Here is a 20,616-nt window from a genome sequence, read left to right on the forward strand (position 1 = left end):
GAGCAGCCGCCGGACGCTGCTGCACGGGGCGGGCGCGCGGCGGTCGCTGGGCGGCCCGGGCCGCACGGCGGGCGGCGGTCCGCCGCTCCCGCTTGGCCGCGGCGGCGGTCACCATCAGGTAGCCGACGACGGCGAGGTCCAGCAGCACCTGCGGCGCCCACAGCCACGACCGGTAGGCCAGCGCACCGATCAGCGCCAGCACGGCGAGGCCGACGAGCCCGGCCAGCGTGCGACGACGCCGGGCGTGCACGTCGACCTGGAGCTCACCGCTGCTGCGCAGCTGTGCCCGGTCGATGCTCACCCGCTCGGTCTCGGCGTGGACCACCGGGTCCACGGGCCGCCGTCGTTGCAGGGTCCGTCCTGAGTTGGCTGCACCGTTCACCGTGTGCGTGTCGCCCCGGGTGACCACCATCGGCACCAGGACCACGAACCACAGCACGACGAGAGCGGCCAGCAGTACGCCCGATCCCATCTCGAACACCCCGATCCATCCCTGGCCCAGCGGAACGACCCCATCCCTGGGGCCACACGAGTCACATCCGTCACTCGGGAGTCAAGGTAAGGCCGCGGACTGCCGATACCCGGGACGTCTCCCGGTGTGTCGGCGCGTCGCCGGCGCAACCGGCGTGTCGGCGTTCCCGCCCGGCCGCTCAGCGAGGTGCGCGGGCGCGCCACCGGGCCAGCACACCGCGGGGGTTCTCCCCGGCCAGCAGGGCGTAGCCGAGGTGGTCCCGCCAGGCCCCGTCGATGTCCAGGTAGTCGCGGAACAGCCCCTCCTGCCGGAAGCCCAGCCGCTCGACCAGTCGCCGGCTCGGCCCGTTCTCCGGCCGGATGTCGGCCTGCAGCCGGTGCAGCCCCACCGGCCCGAAGGCGTGGTCACAGACCAGCGCCACCGCCAGCGAGGCCACGCCCCGCCCGGCCACGGCCTGGTCGACCCAGTAGCCCAGGCTCCCGGAGCGCAGCGCCCCCCGGACGACGTTGTCGACGGTCACCTGACCGGCCAGCCGCCCCTCGTACCGCACGGCGAAGGGCAGCGACGTCCCGACCCGGGCGCGCCGGGACGCCGCCCGGCGCATCGCCCGGTAGGCCGCCGGGGTGTGCCGCTGGGACCAGGTCAACCCGGTGGACGGCTCCCAGGGCAGCAGCCACGCCTCGTTCGCGGTGCGCAGCCGGGCCCACTCGCGGGCGTCGTCGCGGCGCAGCGGGTGCAGCTCGACCGGCCCCCAGGCCAGCCGTGCCGGCCAGCCCGGGTGCAGGGACGGGTCCAGATCAGCCCCCGAGCAGCATCGGCATGACGGTCACGAGTCCCCCGGCGGACACCTCGGTGACGTCCTCGTCCACCACGATCAGGCAGTTGGCCCGGGCCATCCGGGCGAGCATGGCCTGGTCGCCGTCCCCGATCGGCTCGACGACGTAACCACCGTCGGGGTGGCGCATCACCTGGCCGTGCAGGTACTGCCGGTACCCCAGCGGCGAGAGCAGCTGCTGGGCGGAGACGGCCTGCACGGTGCGCCGGAACAGCTGGCGCTTGCCGAGCATCAAGCGGATCGCCGGGCGGACGAAGACCTCGAAGGCGACCAGGGCGGCGACCGGCTCACCGGGCACGCAGATCACCGGGACGGCGTCGGGCCCGAGCTTGCCGAAGGCGTGCACCGGGCCGGGGTGCATGGCCACCTGGGTGAAGGTGACCCCACCGAGTTCGTCCAGCGCCTCCTGGAGCAGGTCGTGACCGCCGTTGGCGAAGGTGCCGGCGACCAGGACGATGTCGCTGCGGAGCATCTGGCCCTCCAGCAGCTCGACCATCCGCCGCCGGTCGTTGGGCATGATCCCCGCCCGGTAGGCCGCGGCGCCGGCGTCCCGCGCCGCGGCGGCCAGCGCATAGCTGTTCACGTCGACCTGCTGGCCGGGGCCGGCGACCGCGCCGACGTCGACGAGCTCGTCCCCGGCGCACAGCACGGTGATCCGCGGACGCGGCCGCACCGCGACGCGCTCACGCCCGACGGCGGCCAGCAGGCTGATCTGGGCCGGCCCGATGGGGGTGCCGATCTCCACCGCGGTGTCACCGGTGGCGACGTCGTCCCCGACCCGGCGGACGTAGCTGCCCGGCGCGAGCGCGGCGAAGACCTGGACCCGGGCGGCGCCCTGGTCGGTCCAGGCGGCCGGGACGACGACGTCGGCACCGGCCGGCAGCATCGCGCCGACGGCGACCTTCTGCGCGAGGCCGGCGCTGATCGAGGTCGGCTCCCCGTCGCCGGCGGCGGTCTCACCGACGACGGCGAGGTCGACGGGCTGTTCGACGGTCGCGGTGACGATGTCGGCGGCCCGGACGGCGTACCCGTCGAGCCCGGCCTGGTCGAAGGCGGGCAGCGAGCGCTGGCTGGTGACCAGCTCGGCGCAGAGCAGCCCCTGGGCGTCGAGCACCGCGAGCTCGATCGGGTCGGGCTGGGGGACGGCGCCGAGGATCTCGTCCAGGTGGTGCTCGACGGGGCGCAGCCGGACCCCGGACACGTCGACCGAGCCGGTGTCGGCCATCGGGTCCGGTGACCGGTCGCCGGTGGCGATCGCCGGCGAGGGCACCCGGTCGGAGGAGAACACCGACCGGTCGACCTGCACGGTGTCGTGGGTGACCACCGGCGCCGGGCCGGAGACCAGCCGGTTGTCCCGTGGCGACGGGACCAGCCCGCCGCTCGTCAGGTCCAGCTGGGTCGTGTCCCGGCCTCCGCCGGAGATCCACCCGCGTGTGCTGTCGTCGCTCATCCCCACCACCGTCGTCCCTCCGTCATCGGGCCAGCCCCGCGCCCGGATCGACCGGTCACGGCGCCGATGACGGACCTGAGCCCGATGGTGCCCTCTGGAGGGGCCGCTCAGGCGGGCGACGCGCCCTCGGCGGGGAGGTCGGCGACGAAGTTCCGCAGCCACGGGCCGAAGCTGGGGCCCAGGTCGTCGCGCTCGACCGCCAGCTGGACGACCGCCTTGAGGTAGTCGAGCTTGTCGCCGGTGTCGTACCGGCGGCCGGAGAAGACGACGCCGTGCACGGGCATGCCGTTCTCGACCAGCTTGAGCAGCGCGTCGGTCAGCTGGATCTCCCCGCCGCGGCCGGGCGGGGTGTCCCGGATCGCCGGGAAGACCTCCGGGGGCAGCACGTAGCGGCCGATGATCGCCAGCGTGCTGGGCGCCTCGTCGGCCGGGGGCTTCTCCACCATGCCGGTGACCCGGAAGACCTGGTCGCCGGCGGCGTCCCCGGAGACGTGGGCGTCCTCGACGGCGACGGCGCCGTACTTGGAGATGTTGTCCGCCCCTACGTCCAGCAGCGCGATCACCGCGCCACCGTGCTCGGCCTGCACGGCGAGCATCTGCTCGAGCAGGTGGTCGCGGGCGTCGATGATGTCGTCGCCGAGCAGCACCGCGAACGGCTCGTCGCCGACGAAGGGCGCGGCCTGCAGGACGGCGTGGCCCAGGCCCTTCGCCTCGCCCTGGCGCACGAAGAAGACCTGCGCGACGTCGGTGGACTCGTGCACCGCGTCGAGCCGGCTCTGGTCGCCCTTGGCCTCCAGGGCGGTCTCCAGCTCCGGCGTCCGGTCGAAGTAGTCCTCGATGCTGCCCTTGTTGCGCCCGGTCACCATCAGCACCTCGCCGACGCCGGCCCGGGCGGCCTCCTCGACGATGTACTGCAGGGCCGGCCGGTCGACGACCGGCAGCAGCTCCTTGGGGACGGCCTTGGTGGCCGGGAGGAAGCGGGTTCCCATCCCGGCCACCGGGATGACGGACTTCGTGGCCGGGCGCGGGCTCGGGGCGGACTCACTCGACATGCCGGGCAGCGTAGCTAGCCTGCCGCCATGGCGGACTCCCCCGAGGTGGTGAGCGCGAAGGCCGCGCTGCGGGAGTCCCTGCTGGCCGGACGCGCAGCCCGGTCGCCGGCAGCCCGTTCAGCGGCGGCCGAGGCGCTCGCCGCGGTGCTCGCCGAGCGGCTCGGCGGGAGCTCCGTGGTCGCCGCGTACGTGCCCGCCGCCGAGGAACCCGGCGTCGGCCGGCTGCCCGGCGCACTGCCCGGCCGGCTGCTGCTCCCGGTGGTGCCGGCGCGCGGCCGGGAGCTGTCCTGGACCGAGCACGACGGCCGGCTGGCTCCCGGCCGCTTCGGGCTGCTCGAGCCGACCGGCCCCCGCCTGCCGCCCGGTGCGCTGGCCGCGGCCGACGTGGTCGTCGTCCCCGCGCTGGCCGTGGCCGCCGACGGCACGCGACTGGGTCGCGGCGGCGGCTTCTACGACCGCGCGCTGGTGCACGCCCGCCCCGGCGTGACGGTGGTGGCCGTGGTGTTCGACGAGGAGCTGGTGGCCGAGCTGCCGGCCGGTCCGCACGACCGCCGGGTGACCGCCGTCGTCACCCCGTCTGCCGGCTGGTGGCAGCTCGACTGACGCGCCCGGCGGGCCGGTGAGAGGGTGACCGACGTCTCCGTCGTCTCGTTGGAAGGACCAACCCCTCGTGAGTGGCCCCCTGGACGGCGTCCTCGTCGTCGACCTGACCCGCGCCCTGGCCGGACCGCACGCCGGGATGATGCTCGGCGACCTCGGCGCCCGGGTGATCAAGGTGGAGAGCCCGGGCAGTGGTGACGACAGCCGCGGCTGGGGCCCGCCGTTCGTCCAGCCCGAGGGCGCGGGCCGGGAGTCGACGTACTTCTTCTCCGCCAACCGCAACAAGGAGTCGATCACCCTCGACCTCAAGGACGACGCGGACAAGCAGGTGCTGACCGAGCTGGTGCGCCGCGCCGACGTGCTGCTGGAGAACTTCCGGCCCGGCACGCTGGCCCGCCTCGGTTTCGGCACCGACGTGCTCGCCGAGCTCAACCCCCGGCTGGTCCAGCTGTCGATCAGCGGCTTCGGCCACGACGGCCCGGAGGGGCAGCGCGCCGGCTACGACCAGATCGCCCAGGGCGAGGCCGGGCTGATGTCGCTCACCGGCTCCGGCCCGGAGGACCCGCAGAAGGTCGGCGTCCCGATCGGTGACCTGCTGGCGGGCATGTACGGCGCCTACGGGGTGCTCGCCGCGCTGCTGGAGCGGGAGCGCACCGGTGTCGGCCAGGTGGTGCGCACCTCGCTGCTGGCCGCCGTCGTCGGCGTGCACGCCTTCCAGGGGACGGCGTACACCGTCGCCGGCCAGGTCAACCGCGGGCAGGGCAACCACCACCCCTCGATCGCCCCCTACGGCCTGTTCCGCTGCGCGGGCGGGAGCGTGCAGCTCTCCTGCGGCAGCGAGGGCCTGTGGCGCCGGCTGTGCACCGAGTTCGGCTTCGATCCCGACGCCGAGGGCCTGGCCACCAACGGCGAGCGGGTGGGCAACCGCAATCGGGTGATCGAGCTGCTGGAGACCGCCTTCGCCGAGATCCCGGCCGAGGAGCTGCTGGCCCGGCTGGCCGCGGCCGGCGTGCCGGCCGGCAAGGTGCGCACCCTGGACGAGGTCTACGCCTGGGAGCAGACCCTCTCCCAGGGGCTGGCGATCTCCGTCGACCACCCGACCGCCGGGCCGCTCACCCTGCCCGGCCCGCCGCTGCGCTTCTTCGCCCCCGGCACCGACGGCGAGACCGAGACGACCCGCCGCGACCACACCCCGCCGCCGGTGCTGGGCGCCGACGGCGAGGCGATCCGGAGGTGGCTGTCCGGGCCGACCGAGGGCGTGCCGCAGCCCGACGGTGAGGGCGCCGACGTCGAGGACGGGCACGCCACGTGAGCTCCCGGCTGGACGCCCGGGCGCTGCGGGACATCGTGCTCGACCCGGGGTCCTGGCGGTCCTGGGACTCCGGCGTGCCCCCGCGCGAGGTCGACGACGCCTACGCGGCGGAGCTGGCACGGGCGGCGGAGAAGAGCGGCCAGGACGAGGCGGTCGTCACCGGCGAGGGCACGCTGCGCGGCCGGCGGGTCGCCGTCGTGGCCGGGGAGTTCGGCTTCCTGGCCGGGTCGATCGGCATCGCCACCGCCGAGCGGCTGATGGCGGCGGTCGAGCGCGCCACCGACGAGGGGCTGCCGCTGCTGGCCGCGCCGGTCTCCGGGGGGACCCGGATGCAGGAGGGCACCGTCGCCTTCCTGCAGATGATCGGCATCACCGCGGCGATCGCCCGGCACAAGGAGGCCGGGCTGCCCTACCTGGTGTACCTGCGTGGCCCGACGTTCGGCGGGGTGCTGGCCTCCTGGGGCTCGCTGGGGCACGTGACGATCGCCGAGCCGGGCGCCTCGATCGGCTTCCTCGGCCCCCGGGTGTACGAGGCGCTGTACGGGGAGCCCTTCCCGCCGGGGGTGCAGACGGCGGAGAACATGGCCTCGCGCGGGCTCATCGACGGCGTCGTCCCGGTCGACGAGCTCGCCGACGTCGCCGACCGGGCACTGCGGGTGCTGGCCGCCCGGGAGACCTGGCACCGTGCCGCCTCGGTCGAGGGCCCGGTCTCCGGCGACGGCACGCAGGCCGACGACCCGGAGGACGGCCGCAGCGCCTGGGACGTGGTCACCGCGTCCCGGCGGACGTCGCGCCCGGGGGCCCGCCAGCTGCTGCGGACGGCGGCGACCGACGTCGTCACGCTCAACGGCACCGGCGCCGGCGAGTCCGACCCGGGGCTGCTGCTGGCGCTGGCCCGCTTCGGCGGCGCACCCTGCGTCGTGCTGGGCCAGGACCGGCGTGGGCAGTCGCTGTCGGCGCCACTGGGCCCGGGTGCGCTGCGCGAGGCCCGGCGCGGCATGCGGCTGGCCGCGGAGCTGCGGTTGCCGCTGCTCACGCTGATCGACACCCCGGGCGCGGCCCTGTCGGTCGACGCCGAGGAGGGCGGGCTGGCCGGGGAGATCGCCCGCTGCCTGCAGGACATGGTGGTGCTGAAGGCGCCGACCCTCGCCGTGCTGCTCGGCCAGGGCACCGGCGGCGGCGCCCTGGCCCTCGTGCCGGCCGATCGGGTGCTGGCCGCGGCCAACGGCTGGCTGGGCCCGCTGCCCCCGGAAGGCGCCTCGGCGATCGTGCACCGCACCGTCGACCGGGCCGACGAGCTCGCCGCCTCGCAGGGCGTGCGGGCCACCGACCTGTGGCGGGCCGGGATCGTCGACCGGGTGGTGCCGGAGCGGCCCGACGCCGCGGACGAGCCGGTGGAGTTCTGCCAGCGACTGGGCCGGGTGCTGGCCGAGGAGCTGGCCGGGCTGCTCGGCCGGGACGACGTCGAGCGGATGCGCTCCCGCACCCGGCGCTGGCGGCACCTGGGCCACTGACGCCGTGCCCCGTCCGCGGCGTCCCCCGTCCGCAGTGGTGATCAGGTCACCTGATCACCGGCTGTCCCCCCGCACCAGCGTTGGTGCGGGGGGACAGCCGGTGGTGCAGGGGGACTGCCCGAGGAGCCGGGGGACGTCGTCCTGACCGTCGTCCCCCGGGCCAGGATGATCGGCGTGGACAGCCGACCGATCCGCCGATTCCGACCCGATCCCGGCCGGCCCGCCCCGACCGGCGAGGAGCGCGCGCGGTGGCCGCTGACCGTGCCGGCGGTCGCCCAGCTGCTCGACACCGGGCTGGAGCTGCCGCACGGCGCGCTGGTGCTGGTCGGCGAGAACGGGTCGGGCAAGTCGACGGTGATGGAGCTGCTCGCCGTCACCCTGGGCCTGAACCCGGAGGGCGGCACGGTGAACACCCGGTTCAGCACCCGGCCCAGCGAGCCGGAGTCGCTCGGGCTGGTCGTCGAGCGCAGCCCCGGCGCGTCCCGGTGGGGCTGTTTCCTCCGCGACGAGACGCTGCACACCCTGTACAGCCACCTGGAGGGGATCGGCAGCCCCGACCCGAGCTACCACGAGCTCTCCCACGGCGAGGCGTTCCTCGAGGTCCTCACCCGGCGGGCCGGTGGCGGGGGCGGCACCTACCTGCTGGACGAGCCCGATGCGGCGCTCTCCTTCGGCGGCAGCCTGGCGCTGGTCACGGTGCTGCTGGACCTGGTGGCGTCCGGTGCGCAGGTCGTCGTCGCCACCCACTCCCCCGTCGTCGCCGCCCTGCCGGGAGCCCAGCTGGTGGAGGTCGGTGACTGGGGGATGCGGCCCGCGCAGTGGGACGAGCTGGAGCTCACCGTCGACTGGCGGCAGTTCCTCATCGACCCGGCCCTCTACCTCCGGCACCTGCGGTGAACTCGGTCACCGACGACGGGGTTGCCGACCTCCGCAGCGGGCACGGCTGTCCGGGAGCCGGTCAGACCTTCCGGCTCCCCGCCTCGGCCGCCGGCCGGGCACACGAGGAGACCCCATGTCGAACGACCAGCACACCGTCCTCCGCTCCATGCACGACCTCGGCCTGGCCGCCTGGTTCGGCGGCAACCTGATGGGTGCCGTCGGCCTGGACAAGGCCGCGGCCGCCGCTCGCGACAGCACCGAGCGGACCCGGCTGTCCTCGATCGGCTGGGCGGCCTGGTCACCGGTGCAGGGGGCCGCGATCGCCGCGCACCTGATCGGCTCGGTGGGCATGCTGCGCGCCGACCGTGGCCGGGTGGCCACCGGGCCGGGAGCGATGGCGAACACCGTGGTCAAGAGCGCGCTGACCGTCGCCGCGATCGGGACGTCGATCGCCAGCGGGGCACTGGGCGCCAAGATCGGGGCCAAGTCACCGGTGCCGAGTGAGACCGCGACCGACCCGGCGCCCAACACACCGTCGGACGTCGCCGCCGCGCAGAAGGGGCAGAAGCCGCTGCAGTGGGTCACCCCTGCGCTGACCGGCGTGCTCATCGTGTTGGCCGCTCAGCAGGGCGAGCAGCAGCGGACGAGCTCCACCGTGCGCGGGGCCCTCGGCGCGGGCCTCACCAGCGTGAAGGCCGCCGTCCTCCGCTCCGCCTGAGGCGGGCCGGCCTGGGGCGGAGCGGCCTGAGGCGGGCCGACGCCTCAGGCCGCGGTCGCCTGCCCGGCGGGGGTGAGCCCCCAGGCCGCGGCGAGCAGCTCCAGGCTGCGCACGCGCTCGGCCACCCCGTGGGTGGAGGCGGTGACCATCAGCTCGTCGGCGCCGGTGTTCGCGGCCAGCTGCCGCAGTTCGGCGACCGCCCGCTCCGGGCCGCCGACGATCGCGTTGCTCGGCATCCCCTCGGCGGCGGCCCGCTCCGGGTCGGTGGCCGCCTCCACGAGGCTGGGCACCGGGCGCAGCCGGTTGGTGCGGATGGAGAGCCGCATCAGCTGACCGGGCAGCGCCAGCCGGCGGGCCTCCTCGTCGGAGTCGGCGACCAGCGTGCTCGCGGTGACGACGGCGTACGGCCGGGGCAGTGCGTCCGAGGGCCGGAAGGACTCCCGGTAGAGCTCCAGCGCAGCGACGGCGTGCGGGCTGCCGAAGTGATGGGCGAAGGTGAACGGCAGCCCGAGCTGCCCGGCCAGCTGCGCGGAGTAGCTGCTGGAGCCCAGCAGCACCACCCGGGGCGCGGAGACGGCGGCGGGCGTGGCGGTGAACCGCTCGGCCAGCCCGCCCTCGACCCGCTGGTCACCGAAGAGCCCGAGCAGGTCGAGCAGGTCCTGCGGGAACTGCTCGGCCGACAGCAGCTCCGGGTCGCGGCGCAGCGCCAGGGCGGTGTGCTGGTCGGTGCCCGGGGCCCGGCCGATGCCCAGGTCGATCCGCCCGGGGTGCAGCGCCTCGAGCAGGGCGAACTGCTCGGCCACCACCAGGGGCGCGTGGTTGGGCAGCATCACCCCGCCGGAGCCGACGGCGATCCGGTCGGTCACCGCGGCCAGGTGGGCGATGAGCACCGGCGGGTTGGTGCTGGCCACCGCCGGCATGTTGTGGTGCTCGGCCACCCACAGCCGCCGGTAACCGAGCCGGTCGGCGGCCTGCGCGACGGCGACGGTGTGCGCCAGGGCGTCGGCGGTGGTCTGCCCGGACCCGACGGTGGCCAGTTCGAGCACGGACAGGGGCAGCGGGGTCTCGGACATCACTGCGGCCAACACCGCCCCGGCGGGCGGGCTTCCCGCTGCTCAGCCGGGCTCGTGCGCCCGCAGCGTTGCATCGGGGTCCAGCCGGTTGAGGACGGCGGTGAGCGCCTCCTCCAGCGCCTGCGTCTGCGCGGGGGTCAGCGCGGCGAACACCCCTTCCCGGACGGCGGCCACGTGCCCGGGCGCGACCCGCTCCACGACGTCCCGGCCGGCGTCGGTCAGCACGGCGACGTTGCCGCGGCGGTCCTCGGCGGCCTTCTCGCGGCGCACCCACCCCCGCTCCTCCAGCCGGGCCACGGTGTGCGAGAGCCGGCTCTGCGACTGGTTCGCGGTGCGCGCCAGGTCGCTCATCCGCAGGTTCCCGCCCGGCGCCTCGGACAGCATCGCGAGCACCACGTAGGCCGCATGGGTGAGGCCGGCGTCCCGCTGGAGCTGGGCGTCGAGCGTGCGCGGCAGCAGCTCGGCGACGGCCAGCCAGGCCCGCCAGGTGCGCTGTTGCTGCTCGTCGAGCCACGGGGAGGACACGCCCGGCCACGCTACCGGCCGGGTCGGCGCCGTCCGGCCGCAGCGGGAGACGCTCGTCACCCGGCGGGCGGACACCGGTCGACCGGCGTGGACGCCGGGCGGGCCGACGGCGCATCATTGGCAGTCGCCGGGGCGGAGTGCCAGCCCGGCTCGGATCGGACGAGGAGCTCCAGCACCGTGCCCACCTACCAGTACGTCTGCACCAACCCCGAGGTCAAGCACGAGTTCGAGGTCGTGCAGTCGTTCACCGACCCCGCCGTGGCCACCTGCACCGAGTGCGAGGCGCCGGTGCGCAAGGTCTACGGCTCGGTGGGCGTGGTCTTCAAGGGGTCGGGCTTCTACCGGACCGACAGCCGCAAGGGCGAGGGCGCCTCGACCAGCTCCAGCTCGTCGAAGGAGTCCTCCGGCGGGAGCAAGGACTCCGGGGGCAGCAAGGAGTCCGGCAGCAAGGACGCCGGCAGCAAGACCAGCAGCACGACGTCGAGCGGCACGGCGTCCACGTCGTCGAGCAGCTCCTCGTCCAGCAGCAGCGGGGGCAAGGCCGCGAACTGACCGGCGCACGGACGACGGCGGCGCGCTGCCGCCGGTCCACAGCCGGGCCCGCAGTCCACAGCCTCGCGCCGCACCGGGATGGGCGCCGCCGCCGCTCCTAGCGTCGTCGTGTGCCCCGTCTCCGCCGTCCGCGCTCCACCGTGCACCTGCTGCGGCAGGTGGCCGCGGCCGCGCTCGTGTGCCTGGCCCTGGTCCTCGCGCTGCGCCCACCGCCGTCGCCCCCGGGCCAGCGCGAACAGCCGACCGTCCCGGTGGTCGTCGCCGCGGCGGACCTCCCGGCCGGCACGGTGCTCACCGCCGGCGATCTCGCGGCAGCCGAGCTGCCCACCGGCCTGCTCCCCTCTGGGGCCACGGCCGACGTCGCCGGGTTGACCGGTCAGCTGCTGGCCGCGCCGGTGCGCTCCGGTGAGCCGGTCACCGACGTCCGGCTGGTCGGGCCGGGGCTGTGGTCGGCGGTCCCCGCCGGGCAGGTCGCCGCCCCCGTCCGGCTGGCCGACCTGGCGGTGGCGACGCTGCTGCGCGCCGGTGACCGGGTCGACGTGCTGGCCGCCGGCGCGCCGGGCGCGGTCGCTGCCCCGGTCGTCGAGGTGGTCGCCAGCGGCGCCCGCGTGCTCACCGCCCCGACGCCGGAGGTCAGCGACGGCCCGACGGCGGGCACCCCGGCCGGCGGCGGGCTGCTGGTGCTGGCGGTCTCCCCGGACACCGCGGCGCGGCTGGCCGCTGCCGCGGCGACCGCGACGCTCACCGTTACGCTCGGCCGGCCGTGATCAGGGGCTCCGCAGTGGGGTCCCCGCGACCGAGAGGTGCCGTTCGTGCTCAAGGGCTTCAAGGACTTCCTGCTCCGCGGGAGCGTCATCGACCTCGCGGTGGCGGTGGTCATCGGCACCGCGTTCACGGCCGTGGTCACCTCGTTCACCGAGTCGTTCCTGCGCCCGCTGATCGGGCTGATCGGGGGCGGCGGCGTGGACGGCGGCGTCCTGGAGGTCAACGGGCAGGACTTCACCTGGGGCGCCTTCGTCAACCAGCTGATCACCTTCGTGCTGACCGCGGCGGTCATCTACTTCGTGGTCGTGCTGCCGATGAAGACGCTGTTCGAGCGCCGGGAGCGCGGTGAGCAGACCGGGCCGGTGCTGCCCACCCAGACCGAGCTCCTCGTCGAGATCCGCGATCTGCTCCAGGCCCAGCACGGGCAGCCGCCGGCGTCCGGCCCGGAGGCCCGGCACCGCGCCTAGTCGCTGCCCCAGTGCGGTGGGCGGTCCGCCAGGTAGCGGCGCTCGTCGTCGTCCGAGTCGGTCAGCCGTTCCCCCCAGCCGACGTCGCTGTCGTCGGGCGCCCGCTCGGGGCGCGGCGGGGCGGGTTCCTGATCGCGCTCTGACACGACTCCGAGGGTAGGCACGGTCAGCCGATCGGCTGGCCCAGTCCCTCGAGCACCTCCGCGCCCGGCAGCCCGGCCAGCACGGCGCCGGAGACGGCGAGCTTGCTGCCCCGGGTGCCCGAACCGATCACCACGAGCTCGCTGGCGGCCACCGCGGCGTCGACCAGCACCGGCCAGGACGCCGGCAGCCCGACGGGGGTGATCCCGCCGTAGGCCATCCCGCTCTCCGCGACCGCGACGTCCTGCGGCGCGAACGACGCCTTGCGCGCCCCCAGGTGCCGCCGGACCAGCCCGTTCACGTCGGCGCGGGTGGTGGCCAGCACCAGGCAGGCGGCCAGCGTGGTCTCCCCCGACCGGCGCGCGGCGACCACCACGCAGTTGGCCGAGGCGGCGGCCGGGACCTCGTAGACGTCGGTGAACGCCGCGGTGTCGGCGGCCTCGTCGTCGATGGACGCCACCCAGGCCGGCCCGGTCAGCGACGGCAGCGCCGCGGCGACGGGCTCGCCGAGCAGCTCCAGGTGGTCGGCGGCCGGGAGCCAGGTCAACGTGCCGAGCTGCGGGGCGGAGTCGGGTGCGGCCATGCCCTGATCGTGCGACACGCTCCGCGCTGACCAGCGCGCGGGGTCGCCGGCCGGACACCTGGTGGTGGGCCCGGGCAGGGCCGGGAGAGGATGGCCGCCATGATCGGTCAGCTGCACTCCGTGGTCATCGACGCCCCCGACGCGCACGCCCTGGCGACCTTCTACGCCGGCCTGCTCGGCATGGAGGTGCAGGGCGAGCCCGGCGACGACTGGGTGGTGGTCACCGGCGCCGGGTACCGGATCGCCTTCCAGCAGGCCCCGGACCTCCAGCCGCCGGACTGGCCGGACCCGGCCCGGCCACAGCAGTTCCACCTCGACATCCGGGTCGCCGACGTCGACGTCGTCGAGCCGCAGGTGCTGGAGCTGGGTGCCCGCCGGCTGCCCGGGGGCGGTGGCGACTTCCGGGTCTACGCCGACCCGGTCGGGCACCCGTTCTGCCTGGTCTGGGACGCCGCGTGACGCCGGACCTGACGGCCGCCAGCGCGTTCGTCGCGGCCACCGGGTTCGAGCTGGCCGAGGTCACCGGCACGCGGGTCACCGGGCACGTCGAGGTCGGGCCGGAGCACCACACCCCGTGGGGCGTCGTGCACGGCGGCGTCTACTGCACGATCGTGGAGGGCGCCGCCAGCGTGGGAGCGAGCGCGGCGGTGGTCGAGCGCGGCCAGTTCGCGGTGGGCGTGAACAACAGCACCGACTTCCTGCGCCCGATGACCGCCGGCCGGCTCGACGTCCTCGCCGAGCCGGTGCAGCAGGGGAAGACGCTGCAGCTGTGGCTGGTCACCCTCACCCGCGAGGACGGCAAGATCGCCGCCCGTGGGCAGGTGCGACTGCAGAACGTGCCGCTGCCCGGGTCGTGACGGCGTCGGTCGAGCAGGCCGTCGCCGCGGCTGTCGCCGTCGCCCGGCAGCACGGCCTGCCCGTCGAGGACCCGGCGCTGCTGTCCTGGGGCGTCAACGCGGTGGTGCACCTACGCCCGGCGCCGGTGGTGGCCCGGGTGGCCGTCCACACGCCGCTGCTCCGTCCGGAGATCCGCCGGCCGTTCACCCGGGAGGTGGCGCTCGCCGCAGCGCTGACCGCGGCCGGGGCGGCGGTCGTCCCGCCGTCGGACGTGCTGCCGCCGGGACCGCACGAGCACGACGGGCTCACGGTGTCGTTCTGGCGACATGTCGACGTGTCGACGGGTCGACCGACCGCGGTGCAGGCCGGCCGGTCACTGGCCGAGCTGCACGAGGTGCTCGGCACGCTGCCGCCGCTGTGGACCGGCTCGCCGCTGGACCGACCGCTGGAGGACCTGGCCGTCTTCCTCGACACCGGCACCGGGCTCGGCGCCGACCCGGCTCCTCAAGCGGATGGCGCAAATGACGGCCCCGGTCCGAGGCTCGCCGCGAGCTTGCGAGGGGTGAGGAGACCGGGGTCCTTCTGCTGCTGGTCACCGGCGAGGGCCTGCGCTGGACCGACCTGGAGGACACCTCCCGCGGCCCGCGCGCCTGGGACCTCGCCAGCCTCCGCTGCTCGGCCCGTCTCGACGGCCGAGCGGCGCTGGACGCGATGCCCGACCCGGTGAGCGACGCAGAACTCGCGCCGTTCGTCTGGCTCCGGCGCCTCTACGCCGGCGCCTGGTGGTTCGTGCACGCCGCCCGGGAACCGGCCGACCTGCCCGAGGCGCGGCGACGGCTGGCCTCGGCGGTCACGGGTGTCGGGGCAGGCCTGGGCTGAGCCGCGCTGACCACCCGGTCGCCCCGGCTCGCTGACCACCCGGTCGCCCCGGGCGGTCGGGGAGGTCAGCGCAGCCCGGCCGGGACGGCGTCGGGGTCGAGGACGACCCGGAACAGCGCGCGGGGGTCCTGCAGGGTGGCCGGCGGCCGCGCCGCCGACCGCGGCACCACGGACGCGAACCGGGCCGGACGGCGGTGCGGCAGCAGCTCCCGGCCGGCGAAGACGTAGTCGCCCACGACCTCACCGAGCAGCAACCCGGCGCCGTGCTCGACCGGCAGCCCGACCAGGTCCCCGGGCGCCACCTCGTCCAGGAACGCCGACAGCTGGCGCAGGTCCTTGGCCGGGCGGCGGCCGGAGAGCTCCTTGGACAGCGCCCGCAGCTCGGCCGCCGACTGACCGGTCGCGTCGACGTCGATGCCGGACTGGGTGCCGAGGCCGACCACCCCCGTGGCCAGCGCCGCGCCGAGCTCGGGGTGTGCCCGTGGCCGCACCACCCAGACCGGGACCCCCTCGGGCGCAGTTACGGGCGGGACGTCGTCGGCGCCGGGCCACAGGTAGGGCAGGTCGTCGGGGTCGCCGGGGAACCGGGACCGGTAGAAGCCCGAGTCCTTGGCCAGCAGGTTCGACCGGTGCGAGCGGTGCAGCTCCTCGTTCCCCACCCAGCTGGGCAGCAGGCCGGCGTCCGCGGCCTCGGCCTGGGTCAGCCGGGCGGCGTCCGGGGCGAACTCGGCGATCAGCGTCTCGGTGCTGTCGGCGAAGCCGCGCTCCCGCCAGACCCGGACCATCGCCAGCGAGTAGACGACCAGCCCGGCGGTGTGCCCGCGCCACATGGTGACGACCGGGTGGTTGGCCCAGCCGTAGTCGGGGAGTTCGAGAGCGCGCAGCACCTGCAGGCACTCGACCCGCTGCTTGCCCAACCGGGGGTTGTCCAGGAGCCGGGCGGACTCGGTGAAGTCGGCGACCGGCAGGAACGTCTGCATCGCCGCCCTTCCTGCCCGGGCCGACCGTCGGCCAACCTCCCAGCCGATCCGGGGGCCAAAATCGCGCTTTTGGCCCTCGGTGGTCCTGAGGGGCCGAGATCGCGACTTCGGCCCCTCAGGTGTCGAGCGCGCGGAGTGCGGTCTCCCAGCGGGTCCGGCGCTCGGCGTCGTCCTGCTCCCACCAGGCGGTGCCACGCTCACCCAGGCCGGTCTTGGCCAGCTGCACCCGGGCGCGGGCCGCGGCCACCGCATCGTCGTCGCCCCGGCTGGTCCGCACCGCCGAGCGGGCCACCCCCAGGTGGTGCAGCAGCTGGGCCCGGACGTCCTCCGGCAGCGCGGGGTCCGCGGTCCGCCACCGCCGGCCGTCGACGACGATCCAGCGGCCGTCCTCGGTGTGCTCGACCTCGCGGGTCATGCCAGCCGGCGGGCCAGTTCGGGCAGCACGACACCCAGCGGCGCGTCGACCTTGAGCGTGGCCTTCGCATCCCCGCGGGTGGACCCGGAGTTGACGATGGCGACCGGGATGCCGCGCTTGGCGGCGGCGATGACGAACCGGTAGCCGCTCATCACGGTCAACGACGAGCCGAGCACCAGCAGCGACCGGGCCGCGTCGACCAGGGCGAAGCAGGCGTCGACGCGGTTCCGGGGCACGGTCTCGCCGAAGAAGACCACGTCGGGCTTGAGCGGCCCCCCGCCACAGGCCAGGCAGTCGACCATCACGAACCCGTCGAGCGCCTCCTCGGGCAGCTCGACGTCGCCGTCGGGGTTGACCTCGTCGGTCGGCTCGGGCCGGAACCCGGGGTTGACCGTCCGCAGCCGGACGTCGAGGTCGGCACGGGAGGCCATGTCACCGCAGGCCAGGCAGACGGTGCGGTCGAGCCCGCCGTGCAGCTCCAGGACCTCACGGGCGCCACCGGCCTGGTGCAGCCCGTCGACGTTCTGGGTGATGACCTCGCCGACCGCCCCGGCCTGCTGCAGCGCGGCGACCGCGCGGTGCCCGGCGTTGGGGCGGGCCCGCTCGATCTGCCGCCAGCCGACGTAGCTGCGCGCCCAGTAGCGGTGCCGGCCACGGGGGTCACGGGTGAAGGTCTGGTAGGTCATCGGCGTGTGCCGCCGCAGTGAGCCGGTGGCGCCGCGGTAGTCGGGGATGCCGGAGTCGGTGGACAGCCCGGCGCCGGAGAGGACGACGGCGCCACCGTCGGTGAGCAGGTCGGCGAGCTCGGAGAGGCCCTCGACGGTGGGGGTCGCTGCGGTCACGGCCCCATGGTCCCTGCCCGACGGCGGATGCGCCGCGAGACCGCGGAACGTGCCCGCGTGTAGCCGGCCGCCTCCCCGGTCACCTTCGTACCGACACCCGTCCGCCCGGCCTCCCGGGCCCGACCGAGGAGGCCGACCGTCCTCTCTCCCGAGCCCGACCACGCCACCGACTGTGCACCGGGTGCCCGGTGACCGGGTGGTGGTGGGACGTCGCCGGCCTGGCCATCGTGGCGTTCGCCGTGGTCGACGAGGTGCGGACCACGCTGGCGGTGGCCAGCGGTCCGGGCCCGCTGACCCAGCTGCTCACCCGGCTCGCGTGGAGGCTGACCCGGCGACCCGCCGTGGCGGACTCCGTCCCGGTCCGCTTCGTGGGCGGCCCCGGGGTGCTGCTCGTCGGCGCCACCCTGGTGTCCTGGTTCACCCTGCTCTGGGTGGGCTGGTCGCTGGTCTTCCTCGGTGGCGGCGGGGCGGTGGTCGGCTCGTCGAGCGGCGTGCCCGCCTCGGTGTGGGAGCGCTTCTACTTCGCCGGCTACAACGTCGCCACCCTCGGCAACGGCGGGTACCAGCCGACGGGGGTGGGCTTCCAGCTGGCCACCGTGGCTGCGGCGCTCAGTGGGATGCTGCTGATCACGCTGGGGGTCTCGTACCTGACCTCGGTGATCTCCGCAGTCGTCGGCAAGCGGAGCTTCGCCTCCCAGGTCACCGGGTTCGGCAGCACCGGCGCGGAGATGGCGGCCGGCCTGGCCTCGCCCGGGACAGCGTTCCCGGCCGTGGTTTCCCTGTCGGCGTTGTCCTCGACGCTCACGACGACGGGGCAGCAGCACCGCGCCTATCCCCTCCTGCACGCCTACCGTCCGCGGTCGCCGGAGCTGGGCACCGCACCGGCGGTCGCGGTGCTGCTCGACGCGGTGCTGGTGCTGTCCGCTGCGGCCGACCCGGCCGACCGACCGCCGCCCGGGGTGCGCCGGTCGGTGCTCTCCTCCGTGCAGCAGTACGTCACCCACGCCCCCGCCGCCGGTGGTGAGCAGGCTCCCCCGGCGCCGGCACTGGACGCCGCGGGGGCCGGTCGACAGGGCCTGGCGGTGGACCCGGCCCGGCTCGCCGAGCAGACCGCGGACTGCGCCGAGCTGCGCGACGAGTTGTCGCGACGGATCACGGCGGCCAGTTACGACTGGCCCGGCGCCTCGTCCTGAGCGCGGCCGCACGTCAGCGGGTGGCGAGCTCCTGGTCCAGCCGCGTCAGCATGGCGCCCTGGATGCGGGCCAGCCCCTTGGGCGCGAAGGTCCGCTCGAAGAAGCCGCCGATGCCGCTCGCCCCGGTCCAGGTGGTGCGGGCGCGCACGGTGCTCGACCCGGCGTCGGCCGGGTGCACGGTCCAGGTGGTGACCATGCTGGAGTTCGCGTCGCTCTCCACCAGGGCACCGTCGGCGCCTGCGGTGACGACGACGTCCTGCTCGCGCACCCGCTTGGAGGTGGCCTGCAGGCGCCAGTGCACCTTCGTGCCCGCACCCTGCCCGCCGGCGTCGACCCGGTACTCGCTGTACTGCTCGGGCAGCACCTTCGGCCGGGTGACCTCGTAGTCGGCGAGCGCCGCGCGGACGACGTCCGCCGGTGCGTGTACGAGCTGTTCTGCGGTGGCGACGACCTGACCCATGGGGTCATCTTCCGCCTCGGGATCTACGGCTGCTCCGGGTGCCCCTCCTCGGTGTTGAGGTAGCGGGCGCGGAACCGGGCGTTGGCCATCGCCTCGGTGAAGCGGGCCTCCCACAACGGGTCGTGCGCCGGGAAGCTGTCGAAGACCCGCTCCTCCAGCACCTCGGGTCGCCCGTCCAGGCCGATGCAGGTGCGCTGCAGGAGCACGCGGGTGACGCCGTCGACCTCGTCGTGGCCGACCGTCCAGCGGGCCGCGGCGAGAGCCGACTGCTGGCGGGCCCGCTCGCGCGGGGGCAGCCGCCGGCCCGCCGGGCCGGTCACCGAGGTCTGCGGCACCGACATCGCCCAGGCCACGAGCCCGGCCAGCACGAGGACCAGGAGCGCAGCCGCCAGGATGCCGACCATGCCCGGAACGGTAGTCCTGGATCTGCCCGCCGGTCGGGGTTCAGCCCGGCAGCAGCTCGGGGACGACGACCTCGCTCACCCGCTCCTCCACCCGGCGCTGGGTCGCGGCGTCGAACACCTCGGTGAAGCGCGCCCGGGGCCGGTGCTGGAGCGGTCCGGTGTTGTCCCCCTTCCACGCCTCGAAGTCCTTGATCAGGCCCTGCGCGGCAGCGGCCCGCCCGGTCACCATCGCCGGGGTGAAGGGGAGGCCGACCACGGCGCACGCCGCGGCAAGGGCCTTGTCCGGGTCCTCGGCGAGCGCCGCGTAGCTGAGCACGGCATGCCCGGGGCGCCCGTGGTGAGCGGCGGTGATCCCCACGCACTCCGCCCAGAGGTCGACCGCGTCGTCGGGCGTGTAGGAGCTCCCCCAGCCGGGCGCGACCGAGCACAGGCTGGCCGCGACGTCGGCGCCGTCCCGGACGATGTGCAGGAAGCGTGCGCCGGGCACCAGCCGCTCGATGAGGTCGATGGCGTAGAGGTTGGCCGGCGTCTTCTCCACCCAGGTCGTCGCGCCCGCGGCCACGGTCACCGCGTCGGCGGCGGCGACGAACGCCCCGGCCGTGGCCTGCACCGTGACCGGCTCCGGCCACGCCAGCTCCGGCCGGCCCAGGAAGCGGGCGACCTGCGGGAGGTCGGCGGCCAGCTCGGGGCTGATCAGCCCCTGGCAGCGCCGGTCGCCGGCTGCCTCCAGCCGGTAGAAGAAGTGCGTCTCCGGGAACGAGTGGACGTCGGGGTGCGCGGCCAGGAACGACTGCAGGAGCGTGGTGCCCGACCGCGGGCAGCCCACCACGAACAACCGGCTGGCGACGGCGGTCGGAGGCACCGCCGGAACCTATCCCCGGCCCGGATGCCCCCGCTCGACCGCCCAGAGCGTCTCCGGTCAGACGTCGGCCGCGGCCTCGGTGAGCCGGTGGGCGCCGCAGGAGCAGCCGGGGTTGCGCGCAGACAGCACCAGGGAGACCGCGTGTGCCCGGTCGCGGGCGCCCAGCTTGCGCAGGATCGCCTTGACGTGGGACTTCACGGTGTCCTCGGAGATGAACAGGTTCTTGCCGATCGCCCGGTTGGACTGGCCCTGGAGCAGCTCGTCGAGCACGTCGGACTCCCGGCGGGTCAGCGGCACCTCCGGGGTGAGCTCCCGCGACACCGGCTCCGCCGAGCCCTCCCCGCGACGGATCTGCGGGTCCACCACGGTCCGCCCGGCCCGCGCGGCCAGCACCGCCCAGCCCAACAGGGTCGGTGAGGTGTTCATCAGCAGGTAGCTGCGCACCCCGGCGGCCAGCGCCTCGTTCACCACGCCCGGGCCCTCCGAGGTCGCCAGGGCCACGACGGCCAGCTGCGGGAACCGGCGACGCAGGTCCCGGACCGCGTTCAGCGTGGCCGCCCGGCCGGTGCCCAGCTCCACCACCACCGCGTCCGGACGAGCGGACTCGGCCAGGGTCAGCGCGCGACGCGGCTCCCCCGGCGTGCCCACCGCCTGCATGCCGGCGGTCTCGTTGATCATGCCGACCAGCCCACGGCGCAGGACCGGGGCGTCGGCGAGGATCAGGACGCGGGTGACGCCGCGGGGGGTGCTGGCCATGGGGGTGGACACGTTCGGACTCCGCTCACTGTGGGTCATCGACTGACAAC

General features: G+C 75.4%; 28 protein-coding genes. 13 read left to right on the top strand and 15 right to left on the bottom strand.

Annotated features, from left to right (window positions below):
- The 4 genes from sepX to IN07_RS12430 form a co-directional block, all read right to left on the bottom strand.
- Positions 1–472 (bottom strand): divisome protein SepX/GlpR (sepX, locus tag IN07_RS12415; RefSeq protein ID WP_036336239.1); only part of this gene is annotated, 472 nt, incomplete at its 3' end.
- Positions 473–650: 178 nt separating this feature from the next.
- Positions 651–1,268, bottom strand: a complete 618-nt coding sequence (locus IN07_RS12420; protein ID WP_331437132.1) for a GNAT family N-acetyltransferase — start codon at positions 1,266–1,268, stop codon at positions 651–653.
- Position 1,269: 1 nt separating this feature from the next.
- Positions 1,270–2,757: a molybdotransferase-like divisome protein Glp gene (gene glp, locus IN07_RS12425; RefSeq protein WP_197058462.1), complete on the bottom strand. Its 1,488-nt coding sequence runs from the start codon at positions 2,755–2,757 to the stop codon at positions 1,270–1,272.
- A gap of 107 nt (positions 2,758–2,864) precedes the next feature.
- Positions 2,865–3,809 carry a UTP--glucose-1-phosphate uridylyltransferase gene (locus IN07_RS12430; RefSeq protein ID WP_036336211.1) on the bottom strand — a complete coding sequence of 315 codons (945 nt, stop codon included), beginning with the start codon at positions 3,807–3,809 and terminating at the stop codon, positions 2,865–2,867.
- 27 nt (positions 3,810–3,836) lie between these two features.
- Between IN07_RS12430 and IN07_RS12435 the strand changes: the two genes are divergently transcribed.
- The 5 genes from IN07_RS12435 (at position 3,837) to IN07_RS12455 (ending at position 8,832) form a co-directional block, all read left to right on the top strand.
- A complete protein-coding gene (locus IN07_RS12435) occupies positions 3,837–4,412 on the top strand; it encodes a 5-formyltetrahydrofolate cyclo-ligase (protein ID WP_036336212.1) in 576 nt (191 codons plus the stop codon).
- Between the two features lie 67 nt (positions 4,413–4,479).
- Positions 4,480–5,721, top strand: coding sequence for a CaiB/BaiF CoA transferase family protein (locus IN07_RS12440; protein ID WP_036336213.1), 1,242 nt, complete (start codon positions 4,480–4,482; stop codon positions 5,719–5,721).
- Positions 5,718–7,235 carry a carboxyl transferase domain-containing protein gene (locus IN07_RS12445; RefSeq protein ID WP_036336214.1) on the top strand — a complete coding sequence of 506 codons (1,518 nt, stop codon included), beginning with the start codon at positions 5,718–5,720 and terminating at the stop codon, positions 7,233–7,235. Before IN07_RS12440 ends, IN07_RS12445 begins: the two co-directional genes overlap by 4 nt.
- Before the next feature lie 174 nt (positions 7,236–7,409).
- Complete coding sequence (locus IN07_RS12450) at positions 7,410–8,132, top strand: AAA family ATPase (protein ID WP_197058463.1); 723 nt, start codon at positions 7,410–7,412, stop codon at positions 8,130–8,132.
- Between the two features lie 115 nt (positions 8,133–8,247).
- On the top strand, positions 8,248–8,832 hold the full coding sequence (locus IN07_RS12455; protein WP_036336215.1) for a hypothetical protein: 585 nt from the start codon (positions 8,248–8,250) through the stop codon (positions 8,830–8,832).
- Between the two features lie 44 nt (positions 8,833–8,876).
- Here IN07_RS12455 and IN07_RS12460 read toward each other — a convergent pair whose 3' ends face one another.
- Entirely contained in the window at positions 8,877–9,905 is a 1,029-nt protein-coding gene (locus IN07_RS12460) for an LLM class flavin-dependent oxidoreductase (protein WP_036336216.1), read from the bottom strand.
- Between the two features lie 42 nt (positions 9,906–9,947).
- The gene (locus tag IN07_RS12465; RefSeq protein WP_036336217.1) at positions 9,948–10,430 is read right to left on the bottom strand and encodes a MarR family winged helix-turn-helix transcriptional regulator; all 483 of its coding nucleotides are present in this window, start codon (positions 10,428–10,430) and stop codon (positions 9,948–9,950) included.
- 177 nt (positions 10,431–10,607) lie between these two features.
- On the opposite strand from IN07_RS12465, the gene IN07_RS12470 reads away from it, so the two are divergent.
- The 3 genes from IN07_RS12470 to mscL all read left to right on the top strand — a co-directional run bounded on the left by IN07_RS12470 (position 10,608) and on the right by mscL (position 12,214).
- Positions 10,608–10,982 carry an FmdB family zinc ribbon protein gene (locus IN07_RS12470; RefSeq protein WP_036336218.1) on the top strand — a complete coding sequence of 125 codons (375 nt, stop codon included), beginning with the start codon at positions 10,608–10,610 and terminating at the stop codon, positions 10,980–10,982.
- 110 nt (positions 10,983–11,092) lie between these two features.
- Positions 11,093–11,749 (top strand): Flp pilus assembly protein CpaB, encoded by a 657-nt coding sequence (gene cpaB / locus IN07_RS12475; RefSeq protein ID WP_036336220.1) that lies wholly within the window; start codon positions 11,093–11,095, stop codon positions 11,747–11,749.
- 45 nt (positions 11,750–11,794) lie between these two features.
- The gene (gene mscL, locus IN07_RS12480; protein ID WP_036336242.1) at positions 11,795–12,214 is read left to right on the top strand and encodes a large conductance mechanosensitive channel protein MscL; all 420 of its coding nucleotides are present in this window, start codon (positions 11,795–11,797) and stop codon (positions 12,212–12,214) included.
- On the opposite strand, the gene IN07_RS25785 is transcribed toward mscL, so the two are convergent.
- Positions 12,211–12,360, bottom strand: a complete 150-nt coding sequence (locus IN07_RS25785; RefSeq protein WP_197058465.1) for a hypothetical protein — start codon at positions 12,358–12,360, stop codon at positions 12,211–12,213. The genes mscL and IN07_RS25785 overlap by 4 nt on opposite strands.
- Before the next feature lie 20 nt (positions 12,361–12,380).
- Positions 12,381–12,938, bottom strand: a complete 558-nt coding sequence (locus IN07_RS12485) for a YbaK/EbsC family protein (RefSeq protein WP_036336221.1) — start codon at positions 12,936–12,938, stop codon at positions 12,381–12,383.
- A 99-nt stretch (positions 12,939–13,037) separates the two neighbouring features.
- Between IN07_RS12485 and IN07_RS12490 the strand changes: the two genes are divergently transcribed.
- From IN07_RS12490 to IN07_RS25260, 4 genes are read left to right on the top strand one after another with little or no spacing between them, the layout of a single operon-like run.
- A complete protein-coding gene (locus IN07_RS12490) occupies positions 13,038–13,397 on the top strand; it encodes a VOC family protein (protein ID WP_036336222.1) in 360 nt (119 codons plus the stop codon).
- Positions 13,394–13,795 (top strand): PaaI family thioesterase, encoded by a 402-nt coding sequence (locus IN07_RS12495; RefSeq protein WP_036336223.1) that lies wholly within the window; start codon positions 13,394–13,396, stop codon positions 13,793–13,795. The genes IN07_RS12490 and IN07_RS12495 overlap by 4 nt, the downstream gene beginning before the upstream one ends.
- Positions 13,792–14,502 (top strand): hypothetical protein, encoded by a 711-nt coding sequence (locus IN07_RS24005; RefSeq protein ID WP_052091205.1) that lies wholly within the window; start codon positions 13,792–13,794, stop codon positions 14,500–14,502. Before IN07_RS12495 ends, IN07_RS24005 begins: the two co-directional genes overlap by 4 nt.
- Complete coding sequence (locus IN07_RS25260) at positions 14,499–14,654, top strand: hypothetical protein (protein WP_156119165.1); 156 nt, start codon at positions 14,499–14,501, stop codon at positions 14,652–14,654. Before IN07_RS24005 ends, IN07_RS25260 begins: the two co-directional genes overlap by 4 nt.
- A 65-nt stretch (positions 14,655–14,719) precedes the next feature.
- Here IN07_RS25260 and IN07_RS12505 read toward each other — a convergent pair whose 3' ends face one another.
- The 3 genes from IN07_RS12505 to IN07_RS12515 form a co-directional block, all read right to left on the bottom strand.
- Positions 14,720–15,634: an MSMEG_6728 family protein gene (locus IN07_RS12505; protein ID WP_036336224.1), complete on the bottom strand. Its 915-nt coding sequence runs from the start codon at positions 15,632–15,634 to the stop codon at positions 14,720–14,722.
- A 115-nt stretch (positions 15,635–15,749) separates the two neighbouring features.
- Positions 15,750–16,049: a hypothetical protein gene (locus tag IN07_RS12510; protein ID WP_036336225.1), complete on the bottom strand. Its 300-nt coding sequence runs from the start codon at positions 16,047–16,049 to the stop codon at positions 15,750–15,752.
- The gene (locus IN07_RS12515; RefSeq protein WP_036336226.1) at positions 16,046–16,891 is read right to left on the bottom strand and encodes an NAD-dependent protein deacetylase; all 846 of its coding nucleotides are present in this window, start codon (positions 16,889–16,891) and stop codon (positions 16,046–16,048) included. The genes IN07_RS12510 and IN07_RS12515 overlap by 4 nt, the downstream gene beginning before the upstream one ends.
- A gap of 188 nt (positions 16,892–17,079) precedes the next feature.
- Here IN07_RS12515 and IN07_RS12520 point away from each other — a divergent pair, with 188 nt between their 5' ends.
- On the top strand, positions 17,080–18,084 hold the full coding sequence (locus IN07_RS12520) for a potassium channel family protein (protein WP_052091206.1): 1,005 nt from the start codon (positions 17,080–17,082) through the stop codon (positions 18,082–18,084).
- A 13-nt stretch (positions 18,085–18,097) separates the two neighbouring features.
- Here IN07_RS12520 and IN07_RS12525 read toward each other — a convergent pair whose 3' ends face one another.
- The 4 genes from IN07_RS12525 to IN07_RS12540 are packed head-to-tail and all read right to left on the bottom strand — an operon-like array spanning position 18,098 to position 20,566.
- Positions 18,098–18,544 carry an SRPBCC family protein gene (locus IN07_RS12525; RefSeq protein ID WP_036336227.1) on the bottom strand — a complete coding sequence of 149 codons (447 nt, stop codon included), beginning with the start codon at positions 18,542–18,544 and terminating at the stop codon, positions 18,098–18,100.
- Positions 18,545–18,567: 23 nt separating this feature from the next.
- Positions 18,568–18,948 carry a hypothetical protein gene (locus IN07_RS12530; RefSeq protein ID WP_036336228.1) on the bottom strand — a complete coding sequence of 127 codons (381 nt, stop codon included), beginning with the start codon at positions 18,946–18,948 and terminating at the stop codon, positions 18,568–18,570.
- Positions 18,949–18,988: 40 nt separating this feature from the next.
- On the bottom strand, positions 18,989–19,810 hold the full coding sequence (locus IN07_RS24010) for a sulfotransferase family protein (protein ID WP_052091207.1): 822 nt from the start codon (positions 19,808–19,810) through the stop codon (positions 18,989–18,991).
- 57 nt (positions 19,811–19,867) lie between these two features.
- The gene (locus IN07_RS12540; protein ID WP_036336229.1) at positions 19,868–20,566 is read right to left on the bottom strand and encodes a response regulator transcription factor; all 699 of its coding nucleotides are present in this window, start codon (positions 20,564–20,566) and stop codon (positions 19,868–19,870) included.
- Positions 20,567–20,616: the final 50 nt, after the last annotated feature.

Origin of the sequence: Modestobacter caceresii, from assembly GCF_000761485.1 — a bacterium.
Classification (GTDB): Bacteria; Actinomycetota; Actinomycetes; order Mycobacteriales; family Geodermatophilaceae; genus Modestobacter; species Modestobacter caceresii.

What these genes read in the sequence shown, in the direction of transcription:
- glp (WP_197058462.1), bottom strand. Translation starts at nt 2,757, where the DNA reads ATGAGCGACGACAGCACACGCGGGTGGATCTCCGGCGGAGGCCGGGAC.
- IN07_RS12430 (WP_036336211.1), bottom strand. Translation starts at nt 3,809, where the DNA reads ATGTCGAGTGAGTCCGCCCCGAGCCCGCGCCCGGCCACGAAGTCCGTC.
- IN07_RS12435 (WP_036336212.1), top strand. Translation starts at nt 3,837, where the DNA reads ATGGCGGACTCCCCCGAGGTGGTGAGCGCGAAGGCCGCGCTGCGGGAG.
- IN07_RS12455 (WP_036336215.1), top strand. Translation starts at nt 8,248, where the DNA reads ATGTCGAACGACCAGCACACCGTCCTCCGCTCCATGCACGACCTCGGC.
- IN07_RS12460 (WP_036336216.1), bottom strand. Translation starts at nt 9,905, where the DNA reads ATGTCCGAGACCCCGCTGCCCCTGTCCGTGCTCGAACTGGCCACCGTC.
- IN07_RS12485 (WP_036336221.1), bottom strand. Translation starts at nt 12,938, where the DNA reads ATGGCCGCACCCGACTCCGCCCCGCAGCTCGGCACGTTGACCTGGCTC.
- IN07_RS12490 (WP_036336222.1), top strand. Translation starts at nt 13,038, where the DNA reads ATGATCGGTCAGCTGCACTCCGTGGTCATCGACGCCCCCGACGCGCAC.
- IN07_RS12505 (WP_036336224.1), bottom strand. Translation starts at nt 15,634, where the DNA reads ATGCAGACGTTCCTGCCGGTCGCCGACTTCACCGAGTCCGCCCGGCTC.
- IN07_RS12510 (WP_036336225.1), bottom strand. Translation starts at nt 16,049, where the DNA reads ATGACCCGCGAGGTCGAGCACACCGAGGACGGCCGCTGGATCGTCGTC.
- IN07_RS12525 (WP_036336227.1), bottom strand. Translation starts at nt 18,544, where the DNA reads ATGGGTCAGGTCGTCGCCACCGCAGAACAGCTCGTACACGCACCGGCG.
- IN07_RS12530 (WP_036336228.1), bottom strand. Translation starts at nt 18,948, where the DNA reads ATGGTCGGCATCCTGGCGGCTGCGCTCCTGGTCCTCGTGCTGGCCGGG.
- IN07_RS12540 (WP_036336229.1), bottom strand. Translation starts at nt 20,566, where the DNA reads ATGGCCAGCACCCCCCGCGGCGTCACCCGCGTCCTGATCCTCGCCGAC.